At 62.2% G+C, this 15,276-nt stretch carries 14 protein-coding genes; 9 read left to right on the top strand and 5 right to left on the bottom strand.

From position 1 onward, the window contains the following. Position 1 precedes the first annotated feature (1 nt). A complete protein-coding gene (locus tag ACXJ16_RS04190; RefSeq protein WP_463921432.1) occupies positions 2-2,026 on the bottom strand; it encodes a conjugal transfer protein TraG in 2,025 nt (674 codons plus the stop codon). A gap of 116 nt (positions 2,027-2,142) precedes the next feature. Continuing rightward, complete coding sequence (locus ACXJ16_RS04185) at positions 2,143-3,075, bottom strand: HEPN domain-containing protein (RefSeq protein WP_463921431.1); 933 nt, start codon at positions 3,073-3,075, stop codon at positions 2,143-2,145. Between the two features lie 432 nt (positions 3,076-3,507). On the opposite strand from ACXJ16_RS04185, the gene ACXJ16_RS04180 reads away from it, so the two are divergent. From ACXJ16_RS04180 to ACXJ16_RS04155, 6 genes are all read left to right on the top strand, one after another. After that, positions 3,508-3,837, top strand: coding sequence for an ArsR/SmtB family transcription factor (locus ACXJ16_RS04180; protein WP_132470072.1), 330 nt, complete (start codon positions 3,508-3,510; stop codon positions 3,835-3,837). Positions 3,838-3,847: 10 nt separating this feature from the next. Next, positions 3,848-4,261, top strand: a complete 414-nt coding sequence (gene arsC / locus ACXJ16_RS04175; protein ID WP_463921429.1) for an arsenate reductase (glutaredoxin) — start codon at positions 3,848-3,850, stop codon at positions 4,259-4,261. Further along, positions 4,258-4,794, top strand: coding sequence for a GNAT family N-acetyltransferase (locus tag ACXJ16_RS04170; protein ID WP_463921427.1), 537 nt, complete (start codon positions 4,258-4,260; stop codon positions 4,792-4,794). Before arsC ends, ACXJ16_RS04170 begins: the two co-directional genes overlap by 4 nt. 5 nt (positions 4,795-4,799) lie before the next feature. Beyond that, entirely contained in the window at positions 4,800-5,828 is a 1,029-nt protein-coding gene (gene arsB / locus ACXJ16_RS04165; RefSeq protein WP_054436077.1) for an ACR3 family arsenite efflux transporter, read from the top strand. Continuing rightward, positions 5,825-6,571, top strand: a complete 747-nt coding sequence (arsH, locus tag ACXJ16_RS04160) for an arsenical resistance protein ArsH (protein WP_463921426.1) — start codon at positions 5,825-5,827, stop codon at positions 6,569-6,571. Before arsB ends, arsH begins: the two co-directional genes overlap by 4 nt. A gap of 410 nt (positions 6,572-6,981) precedes the next feature. Continuing rightward, the gene (locus ACXJ16_RS04155; RefSeq protein ID WP_463921425.1) at positions 6,982-8,871 is read left to right on the top strand and encodes a DUF7380 domain-containing protein; all 1,890 of its coding nucleotides are present in this window, start codon (positions 6,982-6,984) and stop codon (positions 8,869-8,871) included. Between the two features lie 551 nt (positions 8,872-9,422). Here ACXJ16_RS04155 and ACXJ16_RS04150 read toward each other — a convergent pair. After that, positions 9,423-10,316 (bottom strand): LysR family transcriptional regulator, encoded by an 894-nt coding sequence (locus tag ACXJ16_RS04150; RefSeq protein WP_463921424.1) that lies wholly within the window; start codon positions 10,314-10,316, stop codon positions 9,423-9,425. Positions 10,317-10,412: 96 nt separating this feature from the next. Here ACXJ16_RS04150 and ACXJ16_RS04145 point away from each other — a divergent pair, with 96 nt between their 5' ends. Next, on the top strand, positions 10,413-10,742 hold the full coding sequence (locus ACXJ16_RS04145) for a nuclear transport factor 2 family protein (protein ID WP_054436074.1): 330 nt from the start codon (positions 10,413-10,415) through the stop codon (positions 10,740-10,742). Continuing rightward, positions 10,739-11,527, top strand: coding sequence for an SDR family oxidoreductase (locus ACXJ16_RS04140; RefSeq protein WP_463921422.1), 789 nt, complete (start codon positions 10,739-10,741; stop codon positions 11,525-11,527). Before ACXJ16_RS04145 ends, ACXJ16_RS04140 begins: the two co-directional genes overlap by 4 nt. A 282-nt stretch (positions 11,528-11,809) precedes the next feature. Here the strand turns inward: ACXJ16_RS04140 and ACXJ16_RS04135 are convergent, their stop codons facing one another. After that, a complete protein-coding gene (locus ACXJ16_RS04135; RefSeq protein WP_463921421.1) occupies positions 11,810-12,805 on the bottom strand; it encodes an alpha/beta hydrolase in 996 nt (331 codons plus the stop codon). A 371-nt stretch (positions 12,806-13,176) separates the two neighbouring features. Then, a complete protein-coding gene (locus ACXJ16_RS04130; RefSeq protein ID WP_463921419.1) occupies positions 13,177-14,058 on the bottom strand; it encodes a helix-turn-helix domain-containing protein in 882 nt (293 codons plus the stop codon). A gap of 136 nt (positions 14,059-14,194) precedes the next feature. Here ACXJ16_RS04130 and ACXJ16_RS04125 point away from each other — a divergent pair, with 136 nt between their 5' ends. After that, positions 14,195-15,259 carry a phosphotransferase family protein gene (locus ACXJ16_RS04125; RefSeq protein ID WP_463921418.1) on the top strand — a complete coding sequence of 355 codons (1,065 nt, stop codon included), beginning with the start codon at positions 14,195-14,197 and terminating at the stop codon, positions 15,257-15,259. Positions 15,260-15,276 lie beyond the last annotated feature (17 nt).

The following is a 15,276-nucleotide window of genomic DNA, read 5'->3' as shown; positions in this document are numbered from 1 at the left end:
CTCACAATCCGAGGTCGCGAGTGTGCTGGCTCTCGTCGAAGGCAAAGCCGCGTGCGACCGGCGTCAGGGCCTGCGCCTGTTCCATCGCCCGCTTGTCGGCGACCGAGTTCCCGTCATCGTCATTTGTAAGCTGGGGCTCGGTGACGTCGGGCTCATCCCGTGCGATCGGCGGCCCGCCGCCCTGCCCGGGCGTGCGTTGCTGTTGCGGTCCGCTTTCGTCGTCGGCTTCAGCCTGCGCCATCAGCGCGGCCAGCCTGGCGTCTTGCGGCTGAGCTATGCCCCGCCAATCGTCAGGACGCGGTGCCGGACGATCGGCATAAAGGCCATCACCCATGCTTGGGGCAGGAAGCCGGCGTTCGGTGAAGTTCCGGTCCCGGAAGTAGCGGAGCTTGCATGCCCGCACCGGCGCCATGCCGGACACAAGGACCAATTCTTCGTCGGGCGAAAGCTGCATGACTTCGCCCGGGGTCAGAAGCTGGCGCGCAGTCTCCTGGCGGCTGACCATGACGTGGGCGAGCCAGGGTGCGAGACGGTGTCCGGCATAGTTGCGCATGGCGCGCTGCTCGGTGGCGGTGCCCAATGCATCGGAGATGCGCTTGGCGGTCCGCTCGTCATTTGCCGCAAAGGCGACACGCACATGGCAGTTGTCGAGGATCGAGTTGTTCTCGCCGTAGGCCTTCTCGATCTGATTGAGGCTCTGGGCGATAAGGAAGGCCCGGATCCCGTAGCCGGCCATGAAGGCAAGGCTGGTCTCGAAGAAGTCCAGGCGGCCAAGCGCGGGGAACTCGTCGAGCATCATCAGCAGCTGGTGCTTGCGGCCGGCGCCGCCGAGCCCATCGAGCTGCTCGGTCAGACGCCGTCCGATCTGGTTCAGCACCAGCCGAACCAGCGGCTTGGTGCGGCTGATGTCCGACGGCGGAATGACGAGGTACAGCGAGCACGGCTGTTCGGCATCGACGAGATCGGCAATCCGCCAGTCGCAGCGCGAGGTCACCTCCGCGATCGTCGGATCGCGGTAGAGGCCGAGGAAGGACATGGCGGTCGAAAGCACGCCCGAGCGTTCGTTCTCGCTCTTGTTGAGAAGCTCCCGCGCCGCCGACGCGACCACCGGGTGGACGCGCGGCGCCTCCGCATCACCGAGGTGATTGGTGGTGAGCATGGCGCGCAGCGTGGCTGCAAACGAGCGCTGGGGATCCGAAAGGAACGTTGCGACGCGGGCAAGCGTCTTCTGTTCCTCGGCATAGAGGATGTGGAGGATCGCGCCGACGAGCAGGGAATGGCTGGTCTTTTCCCAGTGGTTACGGCGTTCGAGTGCGCCTTCGGGGTCGACGAGGATATCGGCGATGTTCTGGACATCGCGGACTTCATTGGCGCCGCGGCGCACCTCTAGCAGCGGGTTGTAGTGGGCGGAGGCCGCATCGGTGGGGTTGAACAACAGGCAGTGCGAGAACCGCGCGCGCCATCCGGCGGTCAGCGTCCAGTTTTCGCCCTTGATGTCGTGGATGACCGCGGAGCCCGTCCATGTGAGCAAGGTCGGCACCACAAGACCCACGCCCTTGCCGGACCGGGTCGGCGCGAAGGCCAGGACATGCTCGGGGCCGCTATGACGCAGATACTCGCGGCCCAGCTTGCCGAGCATGAGGCCGGCATCGCCGAGAAGGCCGGCGCGGGCCACCTCACCGTAGCTGGCCCAACGCGCCGACCCGTATGTGGTGACCCTGCCCTTCTGGCGAGCCCGCCAGAGAGAGCCGGCTACGGCCGAGCCGCAGCCGAGGAAGCCGCTGGCACCGGCAAGCATGCCCGCCTTGTCGAAGACTTCGGGCGCATAGGCGTCGAAATGATACCACCAACCGAACAGCGCCCAAGGCTGGTAGCAAGGGAAACCCAACAGGTGGAACGATGCCACGCCAAGCTCGGGCTGATAGGCCAGCATGGCGGCGGCCCACTGGGTCGAGATCCAAAGCCCCGCGAGCATGATCGCGAAGACGACGAGAATCTGACCGAGAAGGAGTTTGGTGGGCGTCACGGGGCTTCTCCAGCCCGGTCGTCCGTTGCGATCCGGGTGGAGGAAGAATCCGTGATGAAGGGAAAAAATTAAACGGCGCTAATTGGCGTTTATTGGATATTGCAGGATATTGCCGGTCAGGCCCCCCGCGAATTTCCGCCTATGTCGTGCCGCGCCTTTTCGCGCAGCTGCGCGAGTCGTTCTTGGCAGACGAGGTCTACAAGGTCTCGGAGAACATGAACGCGCTCCGTAATCGCCTCGAGATCTTCGATGCTGATTTCGTAGCTGCTTGAATACCGGGCCTCGACGTATGCGCGCTTGAGCAACTCGAAGCGCCGACGATCAAGCTTCGCTTCGCGCGGCCAGGCTCCGATCAAATGTGGCTCCTTGTCCTCCGCAAACGACCTGAGGAACTTGATGTTGTGCGACCGTGGGAAATAATGCGTTCGAACCAGAAGAAAACAAATATACGCCCGCTCCGTCGCCTGATGGAGCAGAAAGGCTGCGTCGTTAAGCTTGTTCTTTGCAACACAGAACTCCGCGATTTCGATCGCATCGTTCACCTTCGTCATCCACGATTTGTAATATGCCGACGCCATTTCGTATGCATCATTAGAAGTCAGGGACTTAGGCATGACGAACGTGCTGCCAGGTAGCTCATACAGGGCAATCCCATCTCTAGCGATGTCTACCCAGAAATACTCACCACGGCTAAGGCCCTGATTGACCTCATCCATCGTGTGTACAATAAAATTGACCTGACGCTCGATCGTCGGATCTCTCGCGATCTTGTCGTCTGCCACATGCCAATATTCGGCGATATCTGTGAGTTTAGGATGGCTCACGATGATCAGCAAGTCGAAGTCGGACTGGTAGCCATTGAGCGGTCGATCGACCCAATCCGAACGGGCATAGCTTCCGAACAAGACTATCTTTTGGATGCGACCGTTCTTCTTCCACGGCTGTGTGGCACGTGAGATCGCGACCTCGAATTCGGTCATCAAGATGTTCTTCGCGCGCTCAAGTTCGGCTTGCTGAACTGTCGGCAGGTGATCGATATCCTTACGCATCAACGGGATTCTCGCCGCAACGGGCCGGATTGACAACCCCCTGCGACCGCCGTTCATCAGGATAACTTGAAGCCGATCCTCATCGCTCGAACCTGACCGCAGAGCCTTGCGGCGTTGGGTTGGCCAAGTCGGAAATCCGGGCGGGCGTTTTGGTCCTTGATCGCTAACCGAACGCCCTCGCCTAGCGGGCCACCCAAAGCGGGCCCCTTTCCTGTTTGACAGACCCGACCCAAATTGGCCGTTCAAGGGGCGATTTTTGATCCCCAGAGCAGACGGTGAGGTTTTCCGTTCCAACCGCGCGTCAAGCCAATCTCGGAATGCCAGCTTCCATTTCGCAATTGGTCCCAAGCTGCCCTCAAGCCTGACGATTAAAGCATCGGCAATTATCGATGGCTTGTTGACTGGTTTGATTGCATCGGATAATTACGATGCATGGACACCAGCGATGCACTCTTGATACTCTCCGCTCTTGGCCATCATACGCGGCTCGATGCGTTCCGCCTGTTGATCCGACATGAGCCTGATGGCCTGTCGACCGGCGAATTAGTAGATGCATCGGGACTGACCCAGAGCACGTTTTCGACGCATCTGGCCGTGATGGTGAAGGCCGGCCTGGTGGTTTCCGAGAAGCGTGGCCGCCAACAAATCCAGCGCGCCAACCTCGACGCGCTGCGCGGACTGATGATCTATCTGGCCAAGGATTGCTGCCAGGGGCGCGCCGCACTGTGCGAGCCGCTGCTGGCCGAACTGACCTGCTGCTGAAGAGGCAACAATGACCGATATCGTGATCTACCATAACCCGCTTTGCGGGACCTCTCGTAATGCCCTGGCCATGATCCGCAATGCGGGCATCGAGCCTCATGTCGTCGAGTACCTGAAGACGCCGCCAAGCCGCGCGCTGCTGACGGAACTCATCGCGCGGGCCGGCATCACCCCGCGCGCTCTGCTGCGCGAGAAGGGTACGCCTTATGCCGAACTGGGCCTCGGCGACGAGACCTTGACGGACGAGGCCCTGGTCGACGCAATGATACAGCATCCCATCCTCATCAACAGGCCGCTTGTGGTGTCGCCGCTGGGCGTGAAGCTCTGCCGCCCTTCCGAAGAAGCGCTGGACCTCCTGCCCACCGAGCAGTGCGGCACTTTCGTCAAGGAAGACGGCGAAGTCGTCAAAGCGACCCGGCGATGACCCTTTCAGTTCGCCGCGCGACAGTCGACGACGCACAGGTCATCGCGGCCATCTATGCGCATCATGTCCGTCACGGCACGGCGACCTACGAAGTCGTGCCACCGACCGAGGACGAGACCATAGAGAAGATCTTGACGGTGACCGGCCGCCGCTGGCCGTTCCTTGCCGCCTGCGACGGTGATCAAGTGGTCGGCTATGCCTACGCCACGCAGTTCCGGGATCGCCCCGCCTACGCCTATGCCTGCGAGAACAGCATCTACGTGGCGCACGACCGGCGCGGCAGCGGCATTGGCAAGCTTTTGCTCAAGACATTGCTGAAGGCCGCTGACGCCTATGGCTTCCGCCAGATGGTCGCCGTTATCGGCGGCGGCGAACCGGCCTCGGTCGCGCTGCATGGCTCCTGCGGCTTTGAGCATGTCGGCCGCCTGACCGGCATGGGCTGGAAGGCTGGCCGCTGGCTCGACACGGTTTACATGCAGATCGCCTTGGGCGGTGGCACCGCGACCGCGCCTGTCCCTTCCGGGAAGGACTGACGACCATGTCGCTGTTCGAACGCTATCTCTCGCTGTGGGTGGCCTTGTGCATCGTAGTCGGGATCGGTCTCGGCCATTTGATCCCCGGCGCCTTCGAGGCGATCACATCGCTGGAGATCGCCAACGTCAACCTCGTGGTGGCGGGCCTGATCTGGCTCATGATCATCCCGATGCTGTTGCGGGTCGATTTCCGCGCGCTCCATAGCCTTCGGCAGCACTGGCGCGGGATCGGCGTCACCCTCGTGGTGAACTGGGCGATCAAACCGTTCTCGATGGCGCTGCTCGGCACGTTCTTCCTCGGCTATCTGTTCGCGCCGATGCTACCTCAAGGCGCATCGTCGTCCTACATTGCCGGGCTGATCCTGCTGGCTGCAGCGCCCTGCACAGCGATGGTTTTCGTCTGGTCCAACCTCGTCGACGGTGAGCCGAACTACACCTTGAGCCAGGTGGCGCTGAACGACCTGATCATGGTCGTTGCCTTCGCGCCGCTGGTGGGGCTGCTGCTGGGCGTGGCATCGATTACCGTGCCGTGGAACACGTTGGCGCTGTCGGTGGGGCTTTACATCGTCGTCCCGGTGGTCATCTCGCAACTGCTCCGCCGAGCCCTCCTTCGCGGCGGCGAGCAGCGGCTTCAGCGTTTCCTGTCAGCCATTGGCCCGATCAGCCTTGCCAGCTTGCTCCTGACTCTGGTGCTGCTGTTCGGCTTTCAGGGCGAGCAGATCATCCGGCAACCGCTGGTGATCGCGCTGATTGCCGTGCCGATCCTGTTTCAGGTCTATCTCAATGCCGGCATCGCCTATTGGCTCAGCCGCCGTTTCGGTGTGGCGTGGTGCGTCGCTGGCCCATCTGCACTGATTGGGGCCTCCAACTTCTTCGAACTGGCTGTGGCCACCGCCATCAGCCTCTTTGGCCTCAGTTCCGGCGCTGCACTGGCAACGGTCGTGGGCGTGCTAGTCGAGGTGCCGGTGATGCTGTCGATCGTCGCCTTGGTGAAGCGGACCCGCCCCTGGTACGAGAAAGGTATTTCCGCATGAGACTGCGCGAACTCGCCGCCCCCGATCATCTTCCTGCTTTGGACAAGGCTTTCGCACTGGCTCGTCCCGCCGCTGGCCTTGGCCCGGACCAACCGCCTCCGCGCATTCTGCTGCTCTACGGCTCGCTGCGGGAGCGCTCGTTTTCACGCCTCGCCGTGGAAGAGGCGGCGCGCCTGCTGCAATTCTTCGGCGCCGAGACGCCGATTTTCGATCCCAGCGATCTGCCGCTACCCGATCAGATAGCGGGAGACGATCACCCGGCAGTGCATGAGCTGCGCGAGCACGCGCTGTGGTCGGAAGGCATGGTCTGGTGCAGCCCCGAACGGCACGGCCAGATCAGCGGCATCATGAAGACGCAAATCGATCACCTCCCGCTCCAGATGCGCGGGATGCGGCCGACGCAGGGGCGAACGCTTGCAGTCATGCAGGTGTCCGGCGGCTCGCAATCGTTCAACGCCCTCAATTCGCTGCGCCTGCTAGGCCGGTGGATGCGGATGTTCACGATACCCAACCAGTCCTCGGTGGCGATGGCCTACAAGGAGTTCGACGAAGATGGCCGGATGCGGGCGTCGAGCTATTACGAGCGCATCGTCGATGTGATGGAGGAGCTGGTGCGCTTCACGGTGTTGATGCGGCCGCATGCGGCGCAGCTAGTGGACCGCTACTCTGAACGGAAGGAGGCGGGTGCGCCTATCGACGCTACTGCGGACCTTTCTGCTAAAACCATAGCAGGCCAGTCCTGATTCCGCGGTCGACCCTTTGTCGCCGTTCAGGGGCCGATTTCTGGTACCCAACTGCGGACAGGCAGGTTTCCCGTCTCCGACGCCTACTGGCCGGTAGCTGACTGACGGATCCGGAGCAGGAACGCGGGGATAGCTGACGCTCACGCTGCGTCGCCTGCCGACCAGCTCAAGACATTCAGCGTGGTCGATGCGAGCGTCGGCTTTCGCTGAAACCCGCCATACGGGTCTGACAAATCGGCCGGTCGGCTTCGCGCCCATCCAAGCCGTTCGACCGCAATATTACGATGCTTGGAAGCGGACCGTCAGATTATGACCGGGCCTGGGACTTTTCTGTCTTCTCTGACGGCAGCTTCTGGCACGAGCAGACACTGGCGTTTACCGATCCTTCGGTCTAATTTGACAGGTTAAAGATGAACGACGAACCAGTTACAGATGATGTCATCGGAGAGCAGCCGCTTTTCGACCAGGTCTCGCGCGAAGATTTCGCTGCGGTCGATCTTGACGCGCTCACGGCCGGCCTGCGCCGACTCGATCGCCATGCGCTCGTCGATCTTTTCTGGAGCAAGGTCAAGGAAGCTCAGGACGCCGGCGACGCGGTCGCAGAACGCGTTTATCGCCTGGTCTCGTCCCTCGTCGGCCTCCACCTGCGCGTCGAAGCCGAGGGCGATCCCTTCGGCTTGCAGTGGCAGAGCGAGGCGCGCCGGACGGCCCTGCCGCATGATTTCAGCGGCGATCAGAGCGAAGTTCTCGCCGATATCGCGCCTACCATCCGTCATCCGACTCTGCGCGCTCGCTTCGCCGATATCGCCTATGAGACCGGCGTTCGCCGGGCCGGGCGAACCGCGATCGAGGCCTATTGCGAGGTAGCGCGCCGCTTCGCCGACGGCAGCGCCGAGCTCCAGTTTCCTGAAATGGGGACCCGCGCGATGGACTGCGTGAAGCCGCTCGAGCGCTGCTTCATGGTCAATGCGCGGATCGCGAAGCGCGGCACACTCGTCGAACCTTTGGCCGAAACCGTCCGCCTTGCCTTCGCCCATGCCCTCGACGCGCGTGCCTATTTTCCTCTGACCCAGATCGGTCGGCGCGTGCTCCAGGCCAGGCTGATACCCGCCGAAGAGGTCGCGGCGGAGGCGGCCGATCTAGCTGCCAGCGCGGTGCCCGACGACTATTGCCTGGCGGTCAAGGAATGCTGGCTGCTCGCCGCCGACGCTTATGACCGCGCTGGCGATGCCGAGGCTAGCCGCGAAGCCTCGATCAAGGCAATCGAGCAGACGCTCGCCATGGTCGACACAGTGACGCAGAGTTCGGCGAAGGCCCATTGGGTCAAGGAGACGCTCCGCGAGTTCCGTGCCTTGGGCGGTGTGCCCGAGCGCGTCACCGAGATGCGTCGGCGCCTGCGCGAGTTGCAGGACATGTCGCTCGACGAATTCGGCAGCTTCTCCGTGCCGCTTGACGGCATCGACGAGTTGCGCGTGCAGACCTTCGATAAATTCAAGGCGCTTAGCCTTTCGGACGCCATGCGCGCCATGGTCGGCTTTTCGATCCCCGACGATGTCGAGGAGTTGAAGGCCGCAGTACTCAAGCAGGGCCGGGAGCTCCCGCTCTCGAACCTATTCGCTGCAAGCTATGCCGACCGTGAGGGACGTGAAGTGGCGCGCGGGCCGTCGCTCGATTTCCAGGATGAGCCGACCGAAGCCTGGTACAAGGAGCATGGCATCCGCTATCTCGGCATCATCCGCCGATACCGCGTTCATGGCAATATCGAGCCTGCCCGCCAGGCCGTCCTTGAGCGCTACTCGGTGAATGAACAGCATCTCTTGCCGATCGTCCAGGCGAGCAGCTTCATTCCCGCTGGTCACCATCACATCTTCTCGATCGGCTTCGCGCGGCTCTGGCAGGGCGACTATGCCACCGCCACCCACCTGCTCCTGCCGCAGGTCGAGAATTCTCTGCGGCATATCCTCCAGATGGCGGGGCGCGACGCCGCCAAGATTGAGGAGGATGGCATCGAGGGCGATCGCCCGCTCAACGTTTTGCTGACCCTTTATCGCGCCGATCTTGAGGTCATTTTCGACCAGAACATAGTCTGGCAGATCGACAGCCTGCTCAACTTCCGCCCCGGACCCGCGCTTCGCAACGAGCTCGCCCACGGCAAGCTCGCCTGGAACGAATTCTACACCGATGAGGCGATTACCGCATGCTGGATGGTCTACATGCTGACCCTCGCGCCGATCCTGCGCTATTGGGACAGCCACGTCGCGCCCGCGATCGATGTCATGACATCGAGCGGAGAAATTTAGCGTCTCGGCTGGCGCCCATTGACCATATGGCGTGGTGCATAGAGCATTGGTCGCGTGACCGAGCGTTCGCTTTAACCGGGGCAATCGTCAGCTTCCGTCTAAACCGGACCTTTACAATAGATATATTAGAAGGCCGGTTTTGGTTGGCAGCCGACTCCGCGTGAGCGTCAGCTACTCCCCAACCCGCCTCCGAACCGGACATTCGCCTACCGGCCCGCGTTGCCCGTTCCCTGCAGCTACTTGCTGTCTCTTGGAACGTCTGGTGTTCGGCTGAAAGCCGCCATTTCGACGCCTGCCTGGGAATGGCGGCAATGTCCCAGGCCACGTCATAGCTGAAGGTCCGCTTCCTAGCGCTGGAAAGCCGAAGCCGACCGACAAAGGTGGGCGCCTAACCGCCGCTTCTGCGGTCGACCCTTTGTTGCCGTTCGGACGCTATACTCCGATGCCCAGTTGCGGTCCGTCCGGTATTCCAGCAGGTCGCGACCCGATACCGCCATTCAGCCTAGCACGGAGAATGGCAGTTGATGGCAAAAGCAGTCCCGGCAAGTCGGTTACCCGGGTGATTGTCGCGCCATCTCGATCAGGGCCCTGAACGCAGCTGAAGCATTTCGTCGGCTAGGATAATAGAGGCACAAGGGTGCGAGCGGCGGCGTCCAGTCTTCCAAGACACGGACCAGGCGTCCCGCCTGGATGTCGTCCCGTACGTCGGCTTCCATGAAATAACCGATGCCGACATGATCGAGCACGGCGATGCGCGAGAGGCTCGCCTCGTCCAGGGTTATGGGGCCGGAAACATCGATTAAAACAGGCTGGCCGTTCTTCTCGAAGTGCCAGCGATGCAGCGCGCCGTTTGGCAACCGGATGCGCAAACAGGAGTGGTGAAGTAGGTCCGGGGGTGTGCGTGGTTTGTCGTTGGCCTTGAAATATTCAGGCGATGCCACGACGGCAAAACTGCGCGGAGGTCCGACTGGAATGGCGATCATGTCGGTCGGCACCAGGTTCGCGGTTCGCAATCCGAGGTCGAACCCCTCAGCGACGATGTCGACAATCCGGCCCTCGGTGACGAGATCGATGTGAACCTTGGGATAATGTCGCAGGAACTTCAGCAAAAGTGGTCCGAGTATCTCCCGTGCGCCTGTGGCGAAAGCATTGATCCGCAGAGTTCCGGACGGTGTTTCCTGCTGTGACCGAGCGGCTCCCATCGCTTCATGCAGGGTGCTCACAGCGGGCCCAACCTGCTCGACGAAATTTCGTCCAGCATCGGTGAGGGACACGCTGCGAGTCGTGCGATTGAACAGTCGGACGCCAAGCTGCCCTTCCAACTTGCCGACGGCATTGCTTAGTGCGGTGGTGGAAAGCCCCAGTTCCAGCGCTGCCGCGCGGAACGATGCCCGCCGCGCTATAGCGAGCACAGCGTCAAATTCGATCAAACCGTGTTTCGACATTGTCCCGCCTTTCGCAACGCCACATGCCGGTTTAGCCCGATTATCACAATCATTGTGCGGCGCTAAATTCTCCTCGTCATCGCAAGGAGCGTAGCAATGCCGATCGAACTACCCAAACCCATCGCCGACTATGTCGCGGCCAACGCACGGCTCGATGCAGACGCCATGCTCAAGCCGTTTGCTGCTGACGCGGCTTTCCTGGATAATGGGAAGCGCTTTGAAGGCCACGACCAGATCCGGACCCTGTTCGAGGAAGAGGTCATCGCCGTGAAAGCCATCTTCACGCCGGATGCTATCCGCCGCGAAGACGGTCTGGTCGTCGTCGAAGGCCCCGCCCATGGCGACTTTCCCGGTAGTCCCATCCGCTTCACCTACTGCTTCGCGATCGAAGCCGATGCGATCAAGGCAGTGGAGGTCACGGCATGACGATCAAGGCTGATCGGACCGAGTTCGCAGGAAAGCGCGTACTCGTCAGCGGCGGCACCAAAGGTGCGGGCCGCGCCACGGTAGACCGGTTTCTGGCCGGAGGCGCGCGCGTTATCACCGCCGCGCGCGGAACGCCGGAGCCCATCGACGGAGTGGAGTTCGTCCAGGCCGACCTCGCGACCCCGGAAGGCAGCAAGGCGCTGGCGGATGCTGCTCTCGAACGCCTGGGCGGCATTGACATTCTCGCGCATGTCATCGGCGGTTCGTCCGCGCCGGGCGGCGGCTTCGTTGCCTTGACCGATGAACACTGGCTTGCGGAATTGAGCCTCAACCTTCTGGCGACCGTCCGCCTCGATCGCCTGCTGGTGCCCAAGATGATCGAACAGGGTGCCGGCGCCGTGGTGCATGTCACGTCCATCCAGTCCGTGCTGCCATTGCCGGAATCGACGACAGCTTATGCCGCCGCCAAGGCCGCGCTCAGGACCTACAGCAAATCGCTCTCCAAGGAGCTTGGTCCCAAGGGTGTGCGGGTCAACGTCGTCTCCCCTGGCTGGATCATGACTGAGTCGACGGGCCGCTTCTTGGAGCGCCTGCAGGACACGAATGGCGGCACAATCGAGGATGCGAGGCAGTCAGTCCTTGAGGCTCTCGGCGGCATTCCAATCGGCCGCGGGGCGAAGCCTTCCGAAGTCGCCGACCTTATCGCCTATTTGGCTTCGGATCGCGCAGGGGCGATCCACGGCGCTGAATTTGTCATAGATGGCGGTACGGTCAGCACCGTGTGAGCTTGGGTCGGCATCCTCAGAATGGCGGTCGTGGGGCGCCGATTTCTGCCGTCGCGAGGATGCGAGCCGGAGGAGTGAGGCTGTGGCCTCTTGGATGGAATGGGCGCCTCACGCTAAGGGAGAACGTGAGCGTGCCCTTTCCCCGCCTATTCGGCGGCAGGCGACCCTTCCCGGTCACTCAGCGCTCCAGTTTCGCTCCCTAGCAACGGACCGGCAGCTTTCCCATCGTCCTTCCGAGAGGATGGCCGTGAAGAGGCCTGCCGGTCTCAGGCGCTTCACTGCTCAGGGGGCGGTCTTTCTGGTTAGGAAACCCTGCATAGAAAGCCACGCGATGAATTCGTCTAGCACGAGCGTTGTCGTGGTGTTTGGTTTTCCGAGCCCGAAACCATGGCTCCCCTGCTGGTAGCCATGAACTTCTACAGGCCGCTTGGCTGCGAGCCAGGCCTGCGCAATCGGAAAGCCCATCGAGGGAAACAAGGGATCGTCGAGAGCGATTGCATCGAACATCGGCGATGCGTCTGCCGGAACGTCGATCTTAGCCTGCGGGCCATAGATGTACCCGAAGAAAGCAGGTCGTTCGCCGGACTTCGCGGCAAGGACGGTCTGGAGCGAGGTCATGGCGCCTGCCGAAAAACCGATCATGCCGACGCGGGCGGGGTCGATGCCCCATTTGGCGGCATTTTCGCGCACCATCTTCAGTGCGGCAAGGCCATCTTCAGTGGCCTGCGGATTGGTGAGCACCGGTTGCTCGGTCGGATCGGGAATGCCCTCCATCATCTTGGCCCAGACATATTTCCCGGCTTCGGCTTCATCTTTGGGGGTTGGCAGAAGGCGATACTTCAGAACGAACGCGGCAATACCGCGATCTGCAAGGGCCTGAGCTACATCCCAGCCCTCATGCGACATGGAAAGCGCCATGAAAGCGCCGCCGGGCGCCACGATCACAGCGGCGCCGGTCGCTTTGGCAGGATCGGGAAGAACCGGGGTCAAGGTGGGCCGGGTGACATTGCGGACCGCATAGTCCTTACCGAAGTATCGGGCCCAGTTTTCGTTGGCGGCAGATCCTGGCGTCTTGGTGCCATAGAGCGGGAGGGCGCCCATCTCGACCGGCGCGCTTGCCGGAGCGGGTGCAGGATAGTCGGCAGGCTGCGCAGCAGCACTCCCGGCTGCTGCTACGCATGCTGCTGCCATAACAAAATATGCGGATTTGCCAGTTGCCATCCACCATCTCCCCTGTTGTTGGGAAGGTGAATGACATCTACAAACGTAAAGGGTCAAATACGCTTATTTTGCAATCCCATAGTAATTTCCTATACCTCCGTGCCTTGCACACACGCTCGCCGGCCGGCTGTGACAATCACTGCATCGTGAAACCACGCCAGGCATCAGCAAGCTACGACGCGGCGGAGCTGCATTGTAGATTTCCCGGTTCGTAACACAGTAACTATTCGGGGGGGGGCATGTGAAGAACCGACCCTTTCACGACATTGAAGCTCAAATATTTTGGTCCCATGTGTTGACGGTCAGCTTTTGTTTTTTAGTCCGCTGGGTTCGCACCGTTTATCAACGAATCGCCAACGCTTCTGGCAACGCCTACGAATGGTCCCTCGCCGGATTCACTGACGCACGCCGCTATGATCGCAAATGTTTCAGACGTGTTCTTTCGAACGCCAGATGCGCTGCTGGTACTGGCGCGGTGTCAGGCCGGTGGCGCGGCGGAAGGCATGGGCAAGGCTGGAGGTCGATGCGAAGCCCACTGCATCGGCCACTTGCTTGATGCTTTCCTGCGTGGCGAGCAGGCGTTTCACCGTTTCCAGCCGGTGGTGATGGACATATTGCCCCACGGTGCAGCCCCGGCTGCCCAGAAATCCGCGTGTAAGCTGGCGAACCGAGACACTGCACAGCGCGGCGAGCTCTTCCAGCGAAGGCGGCATGGCATCGCGCTCCAGCCGCTCGTCGATCACGCGCAGGCGCCACGAAGCCAGACCGCCGTGCGCGGTTTCTTCGCCGATTTCTTCGAAATAGCGACATAGCTCGATCGTCAGCTGGGTGGCGATCGAGCCGACCAGCAGCTTGGAATCCCGGCGCGGCGTGCGCGCTTCTTCGGCGAGGCGGCGCAGCAGCAGGCGTACGGTCTGGCTGGCGATGTCCAGCGCGGCGGCCAGGCGGGGGGCGGTCCATTCCATGCGCTCGGCGAAACGGTGCTGCGCCAGCCGTCCACGGAGTTCGCAGCGGATCGAATGCTGCGCTTGTGCCCCGTCCCATCGCAGCTGAAGCGGATGGCCGGGCGGCACGAAAACGATATCGCCCAACCTTTCGAAGCGATGCCTCTCGGATCCGTCCGGCGCGAAGGCCCCGCGCGCATTGGCGGGGCGCGGGGTGACGCAAAGGTCTAGCAGCGCATGATCGCTTGCCAGCATGGCCGCGCCCCCGCTCGACAAGCTGCCGTGGACGATAGTGACTTCGGCCGATGAAAAGCTGAGGTCCGCTCCCGCCCTTGATCGTCCGCGTCTGTCGCTCGCCTCGTCCATGCTCTCCGATCCCGTCCAATACCGCGATGCAATTTGGCCAAATATCCGCCTTACGTCCAGATCGGGATGAACGACGCGATTGCGGAGGGGCATCGCGATCCGCAGACTGGCGGCAAGACAGAAACTGGAGGATGCCATGCCGCAGCAGATGGCCGAAGCGCTCGACGACTTCGGCGGCCAGATCGATTGGACCTGCCTCAACGAATGGATCGCGGCGCAGGACGTGCTGGGAAGCGGCCCGGTCACCGCCGTCCGCAGGTTAGCGGGCGGCCTTCAGAACAGCGTTTTCCTGATTACGCGGGGCGGCGAAGACCTGATCCTGCGCCGTCCCGGCAAACACCTGAAGCCCAAGAGTAACGAAACCATGCTGCGCGAGGCACGCGTGTTGACGGCGCTGGACGGAAGCACGGTGCCGCATCCGCGCGTGCTGGCGACCTGCGCCGATCCGGACGTGATCGGGGCGTGCTTCTTCCTGATGGAGCCACTGGAGGGTTTCGCGCAGTCGGGCGAGTTGCCGGGGCAATATGCCACCGATGCCGGCTGGCGTCGGGCCATGGGGGAGGAACTGGTCATGGCGGCGGCGGCGCTGGGCGCGGTCGATCATGTCGCGGCGGGCCTTGCCGATCTTGGCAAGCCCGACCAGTGGCACGAACGGCAGGTCGAGCGCTGGCGATCCCAGCTGGAAGGCTATGCGGCGACGCCGGGCTACGATCCGGGCGAACTTCCGCATGTCGATGAAGTGGGCCGCTGGCTGGCCGATAACCTGCCGACCGATCGCCGGATCGGCCTGGTCCATGGCGACATGCAGTTTCCCAACGTCATGTTTTCGCTGAAGGCGCCGAAGATTTCCGGCGTGCTCGACTGGGAACTGGTTTCGCTGGGCGATCCGCTGCTCGATCTGGGCTGGATCCTGTCCAGCTGGTCGGAAGCCGGCGATCCCGAAGGCAAGACGCCGATGGTGCGGCCCTGGGACGGCTTCCTGTCGCGGCAGGAACTGGTGGAACTCTACGGCGCGCTCAGCGGGCGGAACATGAGCGAGATGCCGTGGTTCTTCGCGCTTGCCTGTTACAAGCTCGCCTGCCTGCTGGAGGGCACATACGCCGCTTCCAAGGCCGGAAAGGTGCCCCCCAATGTGGGGGAATCGGTCCACGGCTATGCCACCTGGCTGATGACCAAGGCGCGCCAGATCATCGCGGATTGAGACCCGCCAAACACGAT

It is taken from the genome of Novosphingobium sp. TK71, assembly GCF_055361505.1.
This window is presented reverse-complemented; position numbering and strand designations above follow the sequence as displayed.

What these genes read in the sequence shown, in the direction of transcription:
- ACXJ16_RS04185 (WP_463921431.1), bottom strand. Translation starts at nt 3,075, where the DNA reads ATGCGTAAGGATATCGATCACCTGCCGACAGTTCAGCAAGCCGAACTT.
- ACXJ16_RS04180 (WP_132470072.1), top strand. Translation starts at nt 3,508, where the DNA reads ATGGACACCAGCGATGCACTCTTGATACTCTCCGCTCTTGGCCATCAT.
- arsC (WP_463921429.1), top strand. Translation starts at nt 3,848, where the DNA reads ATGACCGATATCGTGATCTACCATAACCCGCTTTGCGGGACCTCTCGT.
- ACXJ16_RS04170 (WP_463921427.1), top strand. Translation starts at nt 4,258, where the DNA reads ATGACCCTTTCAGTTCGCCGCGCGACAGTCGACGACGCACAGGTCATC.
- arsB (WP_054436077.1), top strand. Translation starts at nt 4,800, where the DNA reads ATGTCGCTGTTCGAACGCTATCTCTCGCTGTGGGTGGCCTTGTGCATC.
- arsH (WP_463921426.1), top strand. Translation starts at nt 5,825, where the DNA reads ATGAGACTGCGCGAACTCGCCGCCCCCGATCATCTTCCTGCTTTGGAC.
- ACXJ16_RS04155 (WP_463921425.1), top strand. Translation starts at nt 6,982, where the DNA reads ATGAACGACGAACCAGTTACAGATGATGTCATCGGAGAGCAGCCGCTT.
- ACXJ16_RS04150 (WP_463921424.1), bottom strand. Translation starts at nt 10,316, where the DNA reads ATGTCGAAACACGGTTTGATCGAATTTGACGCTGTGCTCGCTATAGCG.
- ACXJ16_RS04145 (WP_054436074.1), top strand. Translation starts at nt 10,413, where the DNA reads ATGCCGATCGAACTACCCAAACCCATCGCCGACTATGTCGCGGCCAAC.
- ACXJ16_RS04140 (WP_463921422.1), top strand. Translation starts at nt 10,739, where the DNA reads ATGACGATCAAGGCTGATCGGACCGAGTTCGCAGGAAAGCGCGTACTC.
- ACXJ16_RS04130 (WP_463921419.1), bottom strand. Translation starts at nt 14,058, where the DNA reads ATGGACGAGGCGAGCGACAGACGCGGACGATCAAGGGCGGGAGCGGAC.
- ACXJ16_RS04125 (WP_463921418.1), top strand. Translation starts at nt 14,195, where the DNA reads ATGCCGCAGCAGATGGCCGAAGCGCTCGACGACTTCGGCGGCCAGATC.